This is a genomic window from Arthrobacter sp. 05T47, assembly GCF_056395825.1.
The window spans coordinates 102,622-118,262 of the sequence record NZ_JBFTKG010000011.1 but is presented as its reverse complement, the minus strand read 5'-3'; the positions used below and the strand labels follow the sequence as shown (position 1 = coordinate 118,262).

17 protein-coding genes are annotated in these 15,641 nt (G+C 66.9%); 4 read left to right on the top strand and 13 right to left on the bottom strand.

Annotated features, from left to right (window positions below; genetic code table 11):
- The first annotated feature begins 395 nt into the window (after nucleotides 1–395).
- Both AC1DEY_RS10490 and AC1DEY_RS10485 read left to right on the top strand, forming a co-directional pair.
- Nucleotides 396–863, top strand: coding sequence for a hypothetical protein (locus tag AC1DEY_RS10490; protein ID WP_476867874.1), 468 nt, complete (start codon nucleotides 396–398; stop codon nucleotides 861–863).
- A 3-nt stretch (nucleotides 864–866) separates the two neighbouring features.
- The gene (locus AC1DEY_RS10485) at nucleotides 867–1,439 is read left to right on the top strand and encodes a hypothetical protein (RefSeq protein WP_476867873.1); all 573 of its coding nucleotides are present in this window, start codon (nucleotides 867–869) and stop codon (nucleotides 1,437–1,439) included.
- Between the two features lie 20 nt (nucleotides 1,440–1,459).
- On the opposite strand, the gene AC1DEY_RS10480 is transcribed toward AC1DEY_RS10485, so the two are convergent.
- Entirely contained in the window at nucleotides 1,460–2,086 is a 627-nt protein-coding gene (locus AC1DEY_RS10480) for an FMN reductase (protein WP_476867872.1), read from the bottom strand.
- A gap of 155 nt (nucleotides 2,087–2,241) precedes the next feature.
- On the opposite strand from AC1DEY_RS10480, the gene AC1DEY_RS10475 reads away from it, so the two are divergent.
- Nucleotides 2,242–2,664: a DUF1801 domain-containing protein gene (locus tag AC1DEY_RS10475; RefSeq protein WP_476867871.1), complete on the top strand. Its 423-nt coding sequence runs from the start codon at nucleotides 2,242–2,244 to the stop codon at nucleotides 2,662–2,664.
- 138 nt (nucleotides 2,665–2,802) lie between these two features.
- Here AC1DEY_RS10475 and rplI read toward each other — a convergent pair whose 3' ends face one another.
- From rplI to rpsF, 4 genes are all read right to left on the bottom strand, one after another.
- Nucleotides 2,803–3,255 carry a 50S ribosomal protein L9 gene (rplI, locus tag AC1DEY_RS10470; protein ID WP_476867870.1) on the bottom strand — a complete coding sequence of 151 codons (453 nt, stop codon included), beginning with the start codon at nucleotides 3,253–3,255 and terminating at the stop codon, nucleotides 2,803–2,805.
- 18 nt (nucleotides 3,256–3,273) lie between these two features.
- Entirely contained in the window at nucleotides 3,274–3,513 is a 240-nt protein-coding gene (rpsR, locus tag AC1DEY_RS10465; RefSeq protein WP_003800144.1) for a 30S ribosomal protein S18, read from the bottom strand.
- Nucleotides 3,514–3,638: 125 nt separating this feature from the next.
- Nucleotides 3,639–4,211, bottom strand: a complete 573-nt coding sequence (locus AC1DEY_RS10460) for a single-stranded DNA-binding protein (RefSeq protein WP_390201359.1) — start codon at nucleotides 4,209–4,211, stop codon at nucleotides 3,639–3,641.
- Between the two features lie 55 nt (nucleotides 4,212–4,266).
- On the bottom strand, nucleotides 4,267–4,572 hold the full coding sequence (gene rpsF / locus AC1DEY_RS10455) for a 30S ribosomal protein S6 (protein ID WP_026266755.1): 306 nt from the start codon (nucleotides 4,570–4,572) through the stop codon (nucleotides 4,267–4,269).
- Nucleotides 4,573–4,830: 258 nt separating this feature from the next.
- Here rpsF and AC1DEY_RS10450 point away from each other — a divergent pair, with 258 nt between their 5' ends.
- Nucleotides 4,831–5,514, top strand: a complete 684-nt coding sequence (locus tag AC1DEY_RS10450; protein WP_476867869.1) for a DUF1345 domain-containing protein — start codon at nucleotides 4,831–4,833, stop codon at nucleotides 5,512–5,514.
- Between the two features lie 14 nt (nucleotides 5,515–5,528).
- Here the strand turns inward: AC1DEY_RS10450 and AC1DEY_RS10445 are convergent, their stop codons facing one another.
- The 8 genes from AC1DEY_RS10445 to AC1DEY_RS10410 form a co-directional block, all read right to left on the bottom strand.
- Nucleotides 5,529–6,854 (bottom strand): M18 family aminopeptidase, encoded by a 1,326-nt coding sequence (locus AC1DEY_RS10445; protein WP_476867868.1) that lies wholly within the window; start codon nucleotides 6,852–6,854, stop codon nucleotides 5,529–5,531.
- A gap of 152 nt (nucleotides 6,855–7,006) precedes the next feature.
- Nucleotides 7,007–7,921: an intradiol ring-cleavage dioxygenase gene (locus tag AC1DEY_RS10440; protein ID WP_476867867.1), complete on the bottom strand. Its 915-nt coding sequence runs from the start codon at nucleotides 7,919–7,921 to the stop codon at nucleotides 7,007–7,009.
- 224 nt (nucleotides 7,922–8,145) lie between these two features.
- On the bottom strand, nucleotides 8,146–9,591 hold the full coding sequence (locus AC1DEY_RS10435; protein ID WP_476867866.1) for an amino acid permease: 1,446 nt from the start codon (nucleotides 9,589–9,591) through the stop codon (nucleotides 8,146–8,148).
- 285 nt (nucleotides 9,592–9,876) lie between these two features.
- A complete protein-coding gene (locus AC1DEY_RS10430; RefSeq protein ID WP_476867865.1) occupies nucleotides 9,877–10,668 on the bottom strand; it encodes a response regulator in 792 nt (263 codons plus the stop codon).
- Nucleotides 10,628–12,007, bottom strand: coding sequence for a sensor histidine kinase (locus tag AC1DEY_RS10425; protein ID WP_476867864.1), 1,380 nt, complete (start codon nucleotides 12,005–12,007; stop codon nucleotides 10,628–10,630). The genes AC1DEY_RS10430 and AC1DEY_RS10425 overlap by 41 nt, the downstream gene beginning before the upstream one ends.
- Before the next feature lie 35 nt (nucleotides 12,008–12,042).
- Nucleotides 12,043–12,927, bottom strand: a complete 885-nt coding sequence (locus AC1DEY_RS10420; RefSeq protein WP_476867863.1) for an ABC transporter permease — start codon at nucleotides 12,925–12,927, stop codon at nucleotides 12,043–12,045.
- A 3-nt stretch (nucleotides 12,928–12,930) separates the two neighbouring features.
- Complete coding sequence (locus AC1DEY_RS10415) at nucleotides 12,931–13,872, bottom strand: ABC transporter ATP-binding protein (RefSeq protein WP_476867862.1); 942 nt, start codon at nucleotides 13,870–13,872, stop codon at nucleotides 12,931–12,933.
- A 206-nt stretch (nucleotides 13,873–14,078) separates the two neighbouring features.
- Entirely contained in the window at nucleotides 14,079–15,575 is a 1,497-nt protein-coding gene (locus AC1DEY_RS10410; protein ID WP_476867861.1) for a phosphatase PAP2 family protein, read from the bottom strand.
- Between the last annotated feature and the right edge of the window lie 66 nt (nucleotides 15,576–15,641).

Sequence of the window (15,641 nt, the reverse complement as noted above, 5' to 3'; positions counted from 1 at the left end):
CCGATACCCTGCAACGTTATCCGCCGATCGGGCAGGCACCAACCCGGCCACCCCACTCCCCTGTGGATAACCTGTGCACTACTGCCTGATGCTTGTGCACAGTCTGTGGGTAGGGCTGTGGATAGAAAAAAACTTGTGTCCGCAATCCGCCCTTGACCTGCAGAAACATTGGATTCATGTTGTGGACACAAAAGATTTTCCACCAAGCTTCATCCACAGCCTGCACCTTGCGGCTGGGGATTCAGCACCGCGCCGGAGGCCATATTTGCCGCCCAATGCACGAATTTTGTGGCCGGACTCACGCCGCAGCGCCGAATTGACGCCGGCCGCGGGGGCACTGTACGTGCGGTGCGGAATATGCTGTGGATAACCGCAATCTGGCATAAGCTCTAAGCATGGCCGATGTACTGATAGTCATGTTGCCTGCCCTCATTCTGACGGCGGTGCTCTGGGCGATGGTCACGGCGCTGAAACCGCGGAATTTCGGCATTTCCGACGCAGAGCGCTACCAGCGGGAACTGGCGGTGAAGTCACAGGCGCACTACGCTGCGCAGGTCCAGGCTGCGGTTGCCGCCCGCGCAAAGATCGAAGCGACCACCCGTCCCAGCCAGAACTCCGCGCAGCAGTCACAACAGGCCGACCACGCCCGCTCCGCCCTGCTGGCCCACAGCGCCGCGACCTTTGCCGGGGCCCGCCCCGGCCACCAGGACACCCTGCTCGCCTTCGGACAGCTCAGCCCCCAACTCTTCCTGGAGCTTCAGTCGATGGCCCGCAGCGGCCACAAGATCAAGGCAACGCGGAKGCTGCAGCAGGCGACGCACTCGGACCACAAGACCGCCAAGAATTACGTAGAACGGCTCTAGCGCATGGATTCGCTGCTCATTCCCGTACTGATCCTGGTCCTAGTGGCCGCAGGGGTGCTGATAGTGGTCCGGGCCTGGAGCCGCCGCGGCGAACGCCCCACGCCCTCGTCCATGCCGCAGCCGGCGCCCGACTCCGCCGACGTGGCCCGCGCCGCGGCCGCCAGGCTCAACGAGGAGCAGCACCGGCGGCTTTACGCACTGATAGCCCAGGGGCAGGCCATGGCCGCCATCAAGGTGTACCTCGAGGCCACCGGTGAGGGCCTCCGGGCGTCCCGCGACGCCGTCGCAGCCCTGGCGGCGCACCCCCAGCCCTACCGGGCCCCCGAGGCCGCACCGGAAGCCGTTGCGGACGAGGAGGACGTGCCGCAGCGGTTCCCGTACCGCTACCGCGCCATCGCCAGCAAGGGAGATGTCACGCGCGAGGTGAGCAGCAACATGCTCAATGATGAGATTTACGGCAGGATCCGCACTCTCGCCAAGAGCGGCGACACCGAGGCCGCAGCGACGGCCCTGACCCGCCACTCGGATATTTCCATGAAGCAGGCCAGGGAATTCATCGCCCTGCTCGGCGACTGAGCACGACTCCCGTTCCGGCGCTACCGCGTGCCCGAGATGCCGGCGAGCAATTGCTCAAACGGCAGCGACTCCAGGGGCACCGGCTTCTGCTGCGGCCCTGAGTCCTGCAGCAGGCTGACAAACTCCCCCGCTGCCCGGTCCACCCGCGCCGAGAGCGGCGAGCCGCCGTCGTCGTTGTTGCCCCAGTCCTGGGGCCCGGCGAAGACAGCGGTGGCCGCGATCCTGGTGCGCAGGTAGGTGAAAAGCGGCCGCATCGCAAAGTCCAGCACCATCTGGTGCCGGTCCGTGCCCGCGGTGGCGCCCAGCACGACCGCCTTGCCCTCCAGCGACTTGGGATCGAGGACATCGATGAAGGATTTGAAAAGCCCGCTGTAGGAGGCGCTGAACACGGGGCTGACGGCGATGATGCCGTCGGAGGCATGGACGCCGGCGATCACTTCGGCCAGCCGCGGAGCCGCATAGCCGGTCACGAAGTTGTTGGCGATGTCCACGGCGAGGTCCCGGAGTTCCACGACCTCGACGTCGGCGGCGTAGCCGGCCGCGGCAAGCTGCCGCTCGGCCGACGCCGCCAGCTGGTCGGCCAGCAGACGGCTCGACGACGGGACGCCCAGTCCGGCGGAGATAACGGTAATACGGCGGGTTTCCACGGAGTGCTCCTAAGTTGAATCCAGGTCAGCAACGCTAATACATGCGTTTGCATCTACCCTTTCAAGGGCCCGAGGCGTGGATTTATTCCCGGGCTTTCGCTCCCCCACAGGCCGCGCCGACTGACAGGGATTCCGCGCTCTGGAAGACTGCCCTCATGGCTGAAAACAAAACGCAGGCAACCGGCGCGTCTGTCGAGGAGTTCCTGGCCGCCGTCGAGCACCCGGTCCGGCGCGGCGACGGGCTGCGGCTGCTCACGCTGATGTCCGGAATCACTGGGGAAGCGGCGGAAATGTGGGGCCCAACCATCGTGGGCTTCGGCCGCTACCACTACAAGTACGCGAGCGGCAGGGAAGGTGATGCCCCTGCGGTCGGATTCTCGCCCAGGAAATCCAGCCTGTCGCTCTACGGGCTCACCGACGGGCCGGAGGCTGTCGATCTGCTCGGCCGGCTGGGCAAGCACAAGCTCGGTGCCGGCTGCCTGTACGTCAACAAACTCGACGACGTCGACGAGGCCGTGCTGGCGGAACTGATCCGGCACGGCTATCGGCACGTCACCACGGTGCTGCACCACGGCTAAGGCGAATCCGCCCCGCGTGACAGTTAAAGCGGAAGTTARAGCGGAAGGCCCCCGCCTTCGGTCCCTCAAAGGGGTCCGGAGGCGGGGGCCTTCCAGCAGTTCAGGACTGCCTGGCCGGTGAGGCCGGGAGTCGAAAGACTACTTGCCTGCGACGACGTCGAGKTCGATCACAGCGGAAACGTCGTCGTGCAGACGGACGTTTGCCTGGTAGGAACCGGTCGACTTGATGTGTGCCGGCAGTTCAACCTTGCGCTTGTCGATGCGGCCCAGGCCAGCGGCCTCAACAGCGTCSGCCACGTCGSCCTGCTTGACGGTGCCGAACAGGCGTCCGGTTGCGCCAGCCTTGACGACCAGCTTGACCGGCTTGGCGGAGAGTGCAGCAGCCTGCTTCTGAGCGTCTTCCAGGGAAGCGTGCTCGCGGGCAACGCGGGCAGCCTTGATGGACTCAACCTGCTTCTCGCCACCCTTGGACCAGGTCAGGGCGAAGTTGCGGGGCAGCAGGTAGTTACGTGCGTAACCGTCCTTGACCTCGACAACGTCGCCAGCAGCACCGAGACCGGTTACTTCGTGGGTCAGAATGAGCTTTGCCATTTTAGTTAATCCCTTCCCTTAACCGCGGCCAGCGCCGGAGTAGGGCAGCAGAGCAACTTCGCGGGCGTTCTTGATTGCCTGGGCGATCTTGCGCTGTTCCTGCACCGTGACGCCAGTGACGCGACGGGCGCGGATCTTTCCGCGGTCGGAGATGAACTTGCGCAGCAATGCTACGTCCTTGTAGTCGATGACAGTGATGTCAGCGGCCTTCAAGGGGTTGGACTTTGGTTTGGGCTTACGGAGTTCAGCCTTAGCCATCGTGGAGCTCCTATTCGATGGAGCCCGTGGATATTGATCCACGGGATGGTGGTGATCCGGCGCGGTCTGCACCCGGGCGCCTTGCGGCGTCCCGGCGGTTTTCGTTGCCGGACCTTAGATGTTGTTTAGAAGGGAGGTTCGGAATCCGGGCCGTTGCCCCAGCCGCCGCCCGCATTGCTGACCCCGGGCGTGGCCCACGGGTCTTCCTGCGCGGCGGGCTGGTTGCCGCCCCATTGTCCGCCGGTGTTGCCGCCCTGGTTTGCACCCTGGCCGCCACCGAAGCCACCGCTGTTGCCGCCGCCGAAGCCACCCTGTCCACCCTGACCGCCGGAGCGCTGGGTGCGGTTGACCTTGGCATTGGCGTACCGCAGGCTCGGGCCGATCTCGTCGACCTCGAGCTCGATAACGGTGCGCTTCTCGCCTTCTTTTGTTTCGTAGGAACGGCTCTTCAGGCGGCCGGAGACGATCACGCGCATGCCCTTGGTCAGGGATTCGGCGACGTTTTCGGCTGCTTCGCGCCAGACCGACGCGCGGAGGAACAGGGTTTCCCCGTCCTTCCACTCATTGGACTGCCGGTCGAAGGTGCGGGGAGTAGAAGCGATGGTGAAATTCGCTACGGCCGAACCGGACGGTGTGAACCTGAGTTCGGGGTCATTGGTGAGGTTACCGACAACCGTGATAGTGGTTTCGCCTGCCATCTACTGCCTCCTTGTGCGTTCCTGCGGGGATAAAGATTGAAGGTTGAGCGCTGAATTACTCAGCAACAACTTTCTGCTCTTCGGGGCGGGTGATCTTGGTGCGCATGATGGTCTCGTTGAGACTCAGCTGGCGGTCAAGTTCCTTGGCGGTAGCCGGCTCAGCGGTGAAGTTCACCACGGCGTAGATACCTTCGGACTTCTTCTGGATTTCGTAAGCCAGGCGACGACGGCCCCAGATGTCAACCTTTTCGATGGTTCCACCATCGTTGGTGATGACGTTCAGGAACTTCTGAAGCGACGGCTCAACGGCACGCTCTTCGACCTCGGGGTCGATGATTACCATCAATTCGTAAGGACGCATATGTGAACCCACCTCCTTTGGGCTAAGCGGTTACGGCATTTCCGTAACAGGAGGTTCATTTGCGGTGCCATGCAATGCCCGGCCACCGGATCGGAGGCAGGGCGCAGCACAGACTTCAATAGCTTAGTGCATCCGCGCCGGTTTCGGCGATTCCGTGCCCCCACTGTACGACCCTGCGGCCGGGCCCGGAAGAGTACCGGAGGGGCATGTGGATAACCGTTGCGGCGGTTGCCGCCGTCGGCATGCCATGATCAGGGAATGAACACCGGATCCCCGCACCGACGTGCCGTGCGCACCAGGAAGAGCCGCCTGCGTTTCGCCGTCATGTTGCTGGCGGGGTTGCTTGCCGCGACCGCAGCCGGAGTGGCGGGGCACTGGGTGCAGGCTCCCACGATTGGCTGGTGCGGGGCTGCCCTGACCTACATCGTCTGGGTCTGGCTGGTCATCGGGGGCCTCGATCCGGCGGATACACGGCTGCACGCCACAGCGGAGGATCCATCCCGGAGCACCACGGACCTGCTCATTCTGGGGGCAAATGTGGCCAGCCTGGGCGCGGCAGCGGCGGTCATCGTGGATTCCCACAACAACACCGACTTCGTGTCCCGGATCGGGGGCGGCCTGCTCGCGGTGGTCTCGGTGGCACTGTCCTGGACGCTCGTCCAAACGCTCTTCACACTGCGCTATGCCGAGCTGTACTACGGCACCGGACGGAAAGCAGGCTCCGCGGTGGGCGGCATCGACTTCAACCAGACCCGGCCGCCGCAGTACACCGACTTCGCGTACCTGGCCACAAGCCTTGGCATGACGTACCAGGTTTCAGACACCGCCCTCCAGAACCATGGCATCCGGGCAGAGGCGCTCAAGCACAGCCTGCTGTCCTACCTCTTTGGGACAATCATCCTGGCTACCACCATCAACCTCGTGGTCGGGGTCGCCGCGTAGTCCGTACCGGGACCTTACGCCGCCGTCCGGAAAAACGTCCGCGTCACCGTGGCCAGCCGGTGCGGGTCCTGGACGCCGCAAAGCTCGCGCGCCGAGTGCATCGAGAGCAGGGGAACACCGACGTCGACCGTCCGGATTCCCAGCCGGGTGGCGGTCAGCGGGCCGATCGTCGAGCCGCACGGCATCACGTTGTTGGAGACGAATTCCTGGTACGGAATCCCGGCGTCGGTGCACAGCCGCGCCCAGAGGGCGGCCCCGGTGGCGTCGGTCGCGTAGCGCTGGTTGGCATTGATCTTCAGCAGCGGCCCGCCGTTGAGGACGGGCCGGTTGGCCGGATCGTGCCGTTCCGGATAGTTCGGGTGCACGGCATGGCCCGCATCCGCCGAGACGCAGAACGACGCCGCGAAGGCCTGCCGACGCTGGCTGGCCGAGGCCCCGAGCCCGTCGGAGATCCGCACCAGGACGTCCTCGAGGATGGGTCCGCACGCGCCGGAACGGGATGCTGAGCCGATTTCTTCGTGGTCAAAGGCGGCCAGAACGGCGATGGGTGCACCGTCCGGCAGCGGCGTGCCGGCGTGGGCGATCAGCGCCGTGAGCCCGGCGTGCGTCGCGGAGAGGTTGTCGAGCCGGCCGGAGGCGAAGAATTCGCCCCGCGCGCCGAACACCGCCGGGGCCTGGGTGTCCGCGATGACGACGTCGTACCCGCCGATCTGGTCCGGATCCACGGTGGCACCGGCGACCCGGTCTGCGAGGAGCCCGAGGAGGTCCTCGCCGGCGGGATCGCCCAGGCCATAGACCGGATTCATGTGCTGCTGCTTGTCCAGGGCCAGGCCCTCGTTCACGGCCCGGTCCAGGTGGATGGCGAGCTGCGGGAAGCGCAGCAGCGGGCCCGTGGCCGTCAGGTGCTGCGTGCCGTCACGCATGACCAGGCGGCCGGCGAGCTGGAGTTCGCGGTCCAGCCAGGAGTTCAGGAGCGGTCCGCCATAGACCTCGACGCCGGCCTGCAGCCAGCCGAACTTGCCCGTGGTGGCCTTCGGCTTGAGTTTGAAGGACGGCGAATCCGTGTGCGCGCCCAGGATGTTGAAGCCGGTGGTCGGTCCGGCACCGGCGGGCACCACCCAGGCGATGAGGGCGCCGTCGCGGATCACGTAGAACTTGCCGGCCGTGGCGGCTCCGGCGGCTCCGGGTTCCGGCCACGCGTGCAGTTCGTCCAGGCCCGTAAAGTCCGCAGCATCCAGCCGGCGCGCGGCTTCGTGGACGGCGTGGAAGCTCGACGGCGACGCGCTGACATACGCGCCGAGGTCCTGGATGTGCTCTGCTGCGGTGCTCGGTGTTGGCATGGCTCCGAGTCTAGTCCGGCACACCCGGCCCCTGGGTGTGCCGGACACGCCGCTCTGACCGAGCCGAGACCAGGCCGTCGGGCCGGATCCGAGGAGCCGAGACCGTGCCGCCTGGCCGGATGCTCCGCTGTGGCTCGGATCCGCCGCTGTGTCTAGACGGTGACGTTGAGACCGGCGGTGTAGCCCGCGGTTACCGAGCCGCTCATGGCGGCCAGCTGGTAGATGCCGCCGTCGTCGCCGAAGACGTTGTCGGATTTCAGCGTGGTGCGGGGGAAGTTCTGGGCACTGGTTTCGTAGCCGGTCGACGCGTAGACCTCTTTGCAGGCCGCCTCGGTCAGCGCGATCTGGGACACGGCCAGGACCTGGCCGGCCGCCGTCGCATTGCTCATGGACTCGAAGACTTCAAAGTGGATGTGTGGCCAGCGGCCGCTGTAGGCCCCGGGGTAGATGGTTTTGAATGTGACCTGCCCGTTGGCGTCGGCCTCCTGGACGCCGCGGAGGTAGTTCTCGTTCTGGAGCCCGGAATCGTACATGGAGTATTTGCCGTCGCGGTCGCAGTGCCAGGCGTAGACGGCGGCTCCGGCCAGCGGGGTGCAGCCGTTGGCGTTGTCGAGCAGGGTCAGTGTGACCGTCAGCGGCACGCCCTCGGCGGTGCTGGTGGCGGTGCCGAAGCTGGAAGTGATGTCCTGGCGGACCACCCCGGAGGCCTCCAGGACATTGGGGCCGTTGGAACCGTCGCCGGGGTAGGGGCCGGCGGTTTCCTGAGGGATTTCTGCGCCGCATTCGGCGATCGCACGGGTCAGCGTCGGCGTGGCCGAAGACGAGGCCGACGGCGTTGCTGCCGCGGCCGACGTCGCCGGAGTTGTGGCCGCCGAAGCCGCGGCGGACGAGGCCGACGTCGAACTGCCGCTGGTGCCGGCCGGGCTGCAGGCTGCCAGGGCGGCTGCGGTTCCCGCGCCGAGGAACATGCCCAGCGAGCGGCGGCTCATGAGCGTGGAAAGATCGAACTCCAGGCCGCGGTCGTGGTTGGGATGCGGCTGGTGCGGGGGCTGGGGCGTTTTTGTCATGGTCCCATGGAACCCGGCGGCACTATGGGCTGGCTAGCCCTTTCCTGTGAAGCGGCTGTGGCCTTGCTGGACATGCCCCTTTGCCAGCGCAGCGACCGGACATGTCCCTGGTGCGCCGGACATGCGCTCCCCACGCTCCCAGGAATGGACATGATGGCATTATGTCCAGCCTTGGTTTCCGAGCGAGGGCATGTCCGGTGGTGCTGGGGGGTGACGTGGGGGGCTTACGACACCGGGCGGGCACCCACCGTGGCGTCCTCAGCGTCAACCACCTGGGCTTCGGCACCAGTGGCGTCACCGGCTGCGGAAACGGCGGCCTGGGCGCCGTTCCTGCGGTATCGGAAGACTCCGATTCCCACCACGACGCCGGCGAGGGCGAGCGAGAGCAGCAGCGATTCGCGGGTGGATTCCAGGATCACCATGCCGATCAGGAGGGCGACGATGCTGACGATGGACACCCAGGTCAGGTAGGGGAAGAGCCACATTTTCAGCTGGAGGTCCTTGGCGGCGGCGCCCATGCGGCGGCGCAGGATCAGCTGGGAGGAGGCGATCACGAGCCAGACGAACAGCGCGATGGCGCCGGAGGTGTTGACCAGGAACAGGAAGACGGTGTCCGGGGCGATGTAGTTCAGGCCCACGGTGATGAAGCCGACCACCGTGGAGGCCAGCACTGCAGCTGCAGGCACTCCGCGCTTGGAAATCCGCATCCATGACTTGGGGGCGTCGCCGCGGCGGGAGAGCGAGAAGAGCATGCGGCTGGCGGTGTAGAGGCCCGAGTTCAGGCAGGAGAGCACCGAGGTCAGGACCACGACGTCCATGATGGTTCCGGCGCCGGGGATGCCGAACAGCTCGATGACCGCAACGTAGGGGCTCTTGGCGACGGACGCGGAGTTCCAGGGCAGCAGGGTGACCACAATGGCGATGGAGCCGATGTAGAAGACGAGGATGCGCCAGACGGTGGACTTCACGGCCTTCTTGACGGCGTCAACCGGGTTCTCGGATTCGCCGGCGGCGATGGTGGCGATTTCTGCCCCGAAGAAGGAGAACACGACCACGAGGATGCCGGCCAGGACGGCGCCCGGGCCGTTGGGCATGAACCCGCCGTTGCCGATCAGGTTGTCCAGTCCGGGGGCCGGAACACCGGGGATGAAGCCGAGGATCGCGGCGACACCGAAGAGCAGGAAGAGCACGATTGCCGCGACCTTGATGGAAGCGAACCAGAACTCGAACTCGCCGTAGGACTTCACGGACCCGAGGTTGGTCAGCGTCAGCAGCACCATCAGGGCAAGCGCCCACACCCACTGGTCGATGCCCGGAACCCAGCGGTGCATGATGGCCGCCCCGGCCGTGGCCTCGATGCCAAGGACGATGATCCAGAACCAGGCGTAGAGCCAGCCGATGCTGAACCCTGCCCAGCGGCCCAGCGCCTTGTCCGCGTACGTGGAAAAGGAGCCGGTTTCCGGGTTGGCCGCAGCCATCTCGCCCAACATCCGCATGACGAGGATGACGACGAGACCCGCCGCGGCGTAGGCAACCAGGATGCCCGGTCCGGCCTGCTGGATCGCCGCACCCGAACCGACAAACAGTCCGGCGCCGATCACGCCGGCGATGGCGATCATGGACAGGTGCCTGGGTTTCAGGGATTTTGAGAGCTGTTGGTCAGCGGGCATGGAAGCGCCGTCCTTCGTGGGGGGTTCAGGCCCGCTCGTTGCCGGCACGGAATCGAACCATGCTGTGCGGCGGACCACAGTGTCGTTTCACACTAGACCGCCCGGCGCACGCTCCGTCTTGTGCAATCCCACAAATGACGACGGGCAGGACCGGGCCATTCCCCAACAAAAGAGCCTCCAAGGCAACCAAAGTTGCCCCATTGGCAATTCGGCAATGTGCCTGAAACCACTGCTTCAGGCACTACCCGCCGGTAACCGTTCGGCACCGCCGGCAGGCAGCCCCCGTCAGTAGTCGGCGTTGCTCGGCACGACGAGGCCGGTCTCGTACGCGTAGACGACGGCCTGGACGCGGTCCCGGAGGTGGAGCTTGGTCAGGATCCGGCGCACGTGGGTCTTGACTGTGGCCTCGGACAGGAAGTACCTGTGCGCGATTTCGGCGTTGGAGAGCCCCTCCGCCAGCGCTCCGAGCATCTCGTTTTCGCGGGGCGTCAGGTCTTCCAGCAAGGGATCCCGCGCGGGGCGTGCCGGGCTGCCGGCCGGCTGGCCGCCGTCGTCCGCCCCATCACGCTGACCGCCGGTGCGCTGACCGCCGCGGTCCGCCCAGGAAGGGCCGGTACCCGCGGAAGGATCCACCGCCCCGGCACCGCGGACGTAGGTCTCCAGCAGCCGCTGCGTAACGCGGGGCGCCACAACGGCGTCGCCGCTGGCCACAACCCGCACCGCGCTGATCAGTTCCGCCGGCGCCACGTCCTTGAGCAGGAAGGCCGAGGCCCCCGCCCGCAGCCCGGCAAAGGCGTATTCATCAAGGTCAAAGGTGGTCAGGATGATGATCTTGGCGTCGGAGCCCGAGTCCGCGATGGCCCGGGTGGCCTCGATCCCGTCCAGGACGGGCATCCGCACATCCATCAGGACGACGTCGGGCGCGAGCTCCCGGGCGTGCCGGACCGCTTCGGCGCCGTTGGATGCCTCGCCCACGATGCACAAATCATCTTCACCCTCCAGGATGAGGCGGAACCCCATCCGGAGCAGCGGCTGGTCATCCACCAGCAGAACGCGTACCGGTCCTTTGTCGACCATTGTCCCCCCTTGTTTCGGTTGCATTGTCCCCGGTGCAGTTCAGTTCCGCACGCACCCGCCAGCCGCGGTCGCCGGTGCGTCCGGCGTGCACGGTGCCTGCGTAGATCCTGGCTCGCTCCCGCATCCCGTCGATTCCGTGCCCGGTGCCGAGCGAATCCAGGGAGTCGGCCTTGCCTTGCGGGCCGGCGCCGTGACCGCCGGGGTCAACTGTGCCCCGGCCGTCGTCGACCACTTCGATGACCACGCTGGAACCGTCGCGGGCAATGCTGACATCCACCCGGCTGAGCGCACGGCCGTAGCGCAGCACGTTGGTCAGCGATTCCTGCACGATCCTGTAGACGGTCAGCTGGAACGCCGCATCACCGGGCAGCGACGGGCCGGTGTGCGTGTAGTGCAGCGGAAGTCCCGCGGTGCGGAAACCCTCGAGCAGCGTGGCCAGTCCGTCTCCGGCCACCAGCGGCTCGCGCGGGGCGTTTCCCGCGGCCGAATCCTCGCGGAGCACGCCCAGGACGCGCCGCATGTCGGCCAGAGCCGTGCGTCCGGTCCGGGAGAGTTCCTCGAGGACGCCGGCGGCGCGTGCGGGATCCTTCTTGAGGACGACGGCGGCGCCGTCGGACAGGCTGATCATGACCGTCAGGGAGTGGGCCACGACGTCGTGCATTTCACGGGCGATCCGGTTCCGTTCGGTGACTGAGCCCAGCTGCTGGGCCCGGGCGGCCCATGCGGCAATCTCCTGCTCATGCTCGCGGCGCTGCCGGACCGAAATTCCGATCCCCGTGGCAATCACGTTGGAAAGCGTAATGCCGATGCCGGCGGCGATGCTGGTGATCAGCTGGAAATTCTCCGGCGTGCGGACCGCCATGTCCGGGAGCCGCCCATCCAGCGGGCCCACGGCCAGCAGGAAGTATACGAGGACCAGCGGGGCGGTGGTCAGGGCCAGGGCCGTCAGGGCGAACCGCCGCGAGCGGACCACGGCGACGGCGTACAGCGAAAACCAGAGCCCGGCGGAGACGTTGGATCCCCAGGGGTGCAGGAACGTGACGGCCAGCTCCAGTACCCCCACGGCCGCCGCCACCTGTACGGGATAGGCCCGCCGGAAGAGCAGGACGGGTGCGGCCGCCGCAAGAAGCACGGCCACCGGCCAGTCGCCGTGGGTGACCGACTCGACCGCGGTGGGCGTGACCAGGAGCAGGTAGCAGAGCACCACCAGGACATCCATGACCCGCGGGTTGGCCAGCAGGTAGCGCCGGAGGCGGCCGCGGCGGCGGGCGGTGAGTTCGGCAAGGAACGCGTCAGCCGAACCGGCTGACGCGTCCCTTACAGGCACAGCATCGATCATGCTCCGAGCCTAGGCGCTGGGCGCGTGGCGCCGGCCTAGACGTCCCGCTTCTTGAGCATGAATCCTGCCAGGAGCAGCGGGATGACCACCCAGGCGCCCAGCACCAGGCCGGCCTGCCAGGCCTCCAGGGTGTCCGGGAGATGTTCGGCGGCGGTCATGGGTGCCAGCGTGTTGTCCGGGATGAACTTGCGCAGTTCCTTGACGAAGTCGCCCTGGATAATCTGCAGTGCGATCGGAAGCACAAAGAAGATGCCCACCAGGCTCATGATGCCGCCGGCGGAGTTCCTGATCAGGGCGCCGAGGGCCATGCCGATCGCTGCGACGGCGGCAACATAAACACTGTTGATCAGCAGGGTCCGGTAGTACTGCCCGCTGGAGACGTCCAGCGTGTGGCCGTACTGGTCGAAGATCGGCACCGCCACGAGGCCGGCGAGGTAGAGCGAAACGGCAGTGACCAGGAACGCCGAGACCACGACGACGAGGAGTTTGGCGACGAAGGCCGGGATTCGTTTCGGGACGGCGGTAAATGTGGACCGCGCCATTCCCGTGGTGAATTCGGAGCTGATGATCAGCACGGCCAGGGAACCAAGAATCAGTTGCGCGAACGAGATCCCCGCGCTGGGTGCCGATGCCGCGATGTCGCCCTGGGCGGCCAATGCCGCGGAACGTTGCGGATTCGAGCCGGAGGCCTGCAGCGCCTGGCCGATTCCCCAGGCCGCGAGGGCGCCGATTCCAACAATGACGACGATTGTGGAGCCGAGCAGGATCAGCGTGGAGAGCAGGGTGCGGAACTTGATGAATTCGGAGTTGAGGACCCTCAGGAAGCTGGGGCCGGGGCCGGAACTGGTGCCGTTTCCGGAGCGCTTCGCGGACGTGTCGGCGCCGCGGGGGGACGTGGATTCAACGGTTGTGGAGCTCATGGCTTAGTTGCCTCCGGCTTCGACGGGAACGGCGCCCGTGGTGATCAGCGAGTGGTATTCGACCTCATCCTTGGTCAGCTCCATGTAGGCCTCCTCGAGGCTGGCCTGCAGCGGGGTGAGTTCGTAGATCATGACGTGGTTATCCAGGGCTGCGGTGGCGATCTGCCGCGGGTCCAGGCCCGTGACTTCGAGGAGCTCCCGTTCCTGGACCTCCACCGAGACGCCGGCGCCGGCGAGCAGCTGCATGAGCCGGTCCGGCTGGTCGGTGCGGACCCGCGCGCGGCTCTGGCCCTTCCCGGTGATGATCTCCTGGATCGGGGCGTCCGCGATGATCTTCCCGCGGCCGATCACGATCAGGTGGTCCGCCGTGACGGCCATTTCGCTCATGAGGTGGCTGGAGAGGAAGACCGTGCGCCCCTCAGAGGCAAGATACTTCGCCAGATTGCGGACCCACACCACGCCCTCGGGGTCAAGACCGTTGACGGGCTCGTCCAGGATGACGGTCTGCGGGTCGCCCAGGAGGGCGGCGGCGATGCCCAGGCGCTGGCCCATGCCGAGCGAGAAGCCCCGGACCTTCTTCCGGGCCACCTCGGCGAGCCCGGTCATCTCAATGACGTCGTGGACCCGCTTTTTGGGGATGCTGTGCGTCGCGGCCATGGCGAGCAGGTGGTTGTAGGCGGAGCGGCTCGTGTGGACGGCCTTGGCGTCCAGCAGCGCGCCGACGTCGCGCAGCGGCGCAGCGTGGTCGGCCAGGGGCGCACCGTTGACGGTCACCGAGCCCGACGTCGGCCGGTCCAGTCCCATGATCATGCGCATGGTGGTGGATTTTCCGGCCCCGTTCGGCCCCAGGAAGCCGGTAACCCGGCCGGCTTCGACGGTGAAGTTGACACCGGCGACGGCGGTCTTGTCGCCGTAAACCTTGGTCAGGCCTCGTGCTTCGATCATGGAAGCGTTCCTTTGCGTAGCGGGAGATATGTCCGGGTCACCGCGATCACGGGCCCGTCTGCACCCCACGCTACCGACACCGCCGGCGGTTTTCGCCGGTCTCAGGGATGATTCAGGGGCGAATCAGGGTAGTCCGGGAGGATGACGCCCCGGGCCCCCGACGTTCGACCGGAGGCCTGGCGGGCCTGTCCGGGGCCCGCCCGGGCTCAGTCGAGGGGCGAGTAATAGGTCAGCGCGCCGCCCCGGACGGTGATCTCCACGCTCCGCACCCCCGGCACCACCTCGCCGTCGACGGCGAGGACCATGGGCCCGTTCCCGGGTTCCACGGTGATCCGGTCGGTCTCGCTGAGGTGGGTGATGCCGGACGTGGCCACGGTGCCGGTGAGCACGGCCCAGAGCAGCCGCAGCCGGGCGAACGGCTCATCGGCGGTGATCATCCGCAGGTCCAGGACCCCGTCGTCGAGCACGGGGCGCACGAGCGGCGCGTGGTCGCGGGGGTAGTAGCGGCCGCGGCCGATGTAGAGGATCCACAGCCGGTGCCGCACCCCGTTGACGACCAGGGTCGTGGGGGTGCCGGCGGCGAAGGTCCGGAACATCGCCACGATTCCGGCCAGGGGTTTTCCAAGTGCCGGCTGGAGCTGCTCCCGCCGGCGGACCAGGTTCGGGTAGAGGCCGATGCTGGCCGTGTTGAGCATGATCATTTCGAGGTGCTCCGGGCTGTCGGGGAGCCCGCGCTCGACCCTCACGTGGCCGACGTCGGCCACTGCCGCCTGGCCGTTCGAGGCCGCCTGCACCGCCGCCATCATGGTGGGCGTCCCGGCGTCGCGGGCGAAGTGGTTCAGCGTCCCGCCGGGGAGCACGAGCAGCGGAAGGGAATGTTCGACGGCGGCGGCTGCCGCGGCGCCCACGGTTCCGTCGCCGCCCCAGACGCCCAGGGCCTCGATCCCCGGCCGGGCCGCAATTCCTGCGATGCCGGCCTCAACGGACTCGTCATGCCCGATTTCCTTTATATACGCCTTGGGGAATGTTTTCTGCAGGGTGGCAACGGTCTCGTCAGCATAGGACCCGCCGAGGGTATTGATCGCGATGCAAAGTCCCTGGCCGTCCGGGAGTTCCGCGGCACGGACTGTACTGCGGTGGGTTTCCGGGAAGGGTGGCCGGACGGGCCACCATTTCCGCGTCACCATGGCCGCCCCGGCGCCGATCGCCGAACCAAAGAGCACATCCGAGGGCCAGTGGGCCCCGGTGTGGACCCGTGAGTAGGCCACGCCGGCCGCGACGGGGGCCAGCGCCGCCCCCAGCGCCGGGCGGACCAGGCCGACTCCCAGGGCGAAGGCCACCGCGGAGGCGGAATGGCCCGAGGGCATCGATGAACTCGTCGGCTGCGGGTTGACGAAGCGGAACACCGGAAGGTGTTCGGGCAGGGGACGGGTCCGGGGCAGGAGGGTCTTGAACGCCAGGTTTGTCACGGCCGATGCCACGCCCTGCGCAAGGACTCCGTGCAGGGCTGCCCGCCGCGTCTTCCCGGGCACAAGCGCCATCACTCCGGCAACGCCGAACCAGAGTTTGCCATTGTTGGCAGCTGCGGACAGGCGGCGGAAGAACTCATCGTGGCCACCGGCGGGCAGATTGGAGACGGCGCGCACCAGTTTGCGGTCGAACGTCGACAAGCGGCCTGGAGCCTTCTTCAGCATGGTTCGCATCTGACCACCATACTGCCGGACACTGCGTGCCAGAGTTGGAAACACACGAAGGCAGCGGGGAGCCTA

What these genes read in the sequence shown, in the direction of transcription:
- AC1DEY_RS10485 (WP_476867873.1), top strand. Translation starts at nt 867, where the DNA reads ATGGATTCGCTGCTCATTCCCGTACTGATCCTGGTCCTAGTGGCCGCA.
- AC1DEY_RS10475 (WP_476867871.1), top strand. Translation starts at nt 2,242, where the DNA reads ATGGCTGAAAACAAAACGCAGGCAACCGGCGCGTCTGTCGAGGAGTTC.
- rpsR (WP_003800144.1), bottom strand. Translation starts at nt 3,513, where the DNA reads ATGGCTAAGGCTGAACTCCGTAAGCCCAAACCAAAGTCCAACCCCTTG.
- AC1DEY_RS10460 (WP_390201359.1), bottom strand. Translation starts at nt 4,211, where the DNA reads ATGGCAGGCGAAACCACTATCACGGTTGTCGGTAACCTCACCAATGAC.
- rpsF (WP_026266755.1), bottom strand. Translation starts at nt 4,572, where the DNA reads ATGCGTCCTTACGAATTGATGGTAATCATCGACCCCGAGGTCGAAGAG.
- AC1DEY_RS10450 (WP_476867869.1), top strand. Translation starts at nt 4,831, where the DNA reads ATGAACACCGGATCCCCGCACCGACGTGCCGTGCGCACCAGGAAGAGC.
- AC1DEY_RS10445 (WP_476867868.1), bottom strand. Translation starts at nt 6,854, where the DNA reads ATGCCAACACCGAGCACCGCAGCAGAGCACATCCAGGACCTCGGCGCG.
- AC1DEY_RS10440 (WP_476867867.1), bottom strand. Translation starts at nt 7,921, where the DNA reads ATGACAAAAACGCCCCAGCCCCCGCACCAGCCGCATCCCAACCACGAC.
- AC1DEY_RS10435 (WP_476867866.1), bottom strand. Translation starts at nt 9,591, where the DNA reads ATGCCCGCTGACCAACAGCTCTCAAAATCCCTGAAACCCAGGCACCTG.
- AC1DEY_RS10430 (WP_476867865.1), bottom strand. Translation starts at nt 10,668, where the DNA reads ATGGTCGACAAAGGACCGGTACGCGTTCTGCTGGTGGATGACCAGCCG.
- AC1DEY_RS10425 (WP_476867864.1), bottom strand. Translation starts at nt 12,007, where the DNA reads ATGATCGATGCTGTGCCTGTAAGGGACGCGTCAGCCGGTTCGGCTGAC.
- AC1DEY_RS10420 (WP_476867863.1), bottom strand. Translation starts at nt 12,927, where the DNA reads ATGAGCTCCACAACCGTTGAATCCACGTCCCCCCGCGGCGCCGACACG.
- AC1DEY_RS10415 (WP_476867862.1), bottom strand. Translation starts at nt 13,872, where the DNA reads ATGATCGAAGCACGAGGCCTGACCAAGGTTTACGGCGACAAGACCGCC.
- AC1DEY_RS10410 (WP_476867861.1), bottom strand. Translation starts at nt 15,575, where the DNA reads ATGCGAACCATGCTGAAGAAGGCTCCAGGCCGCTTGTCGACGTTCGAC.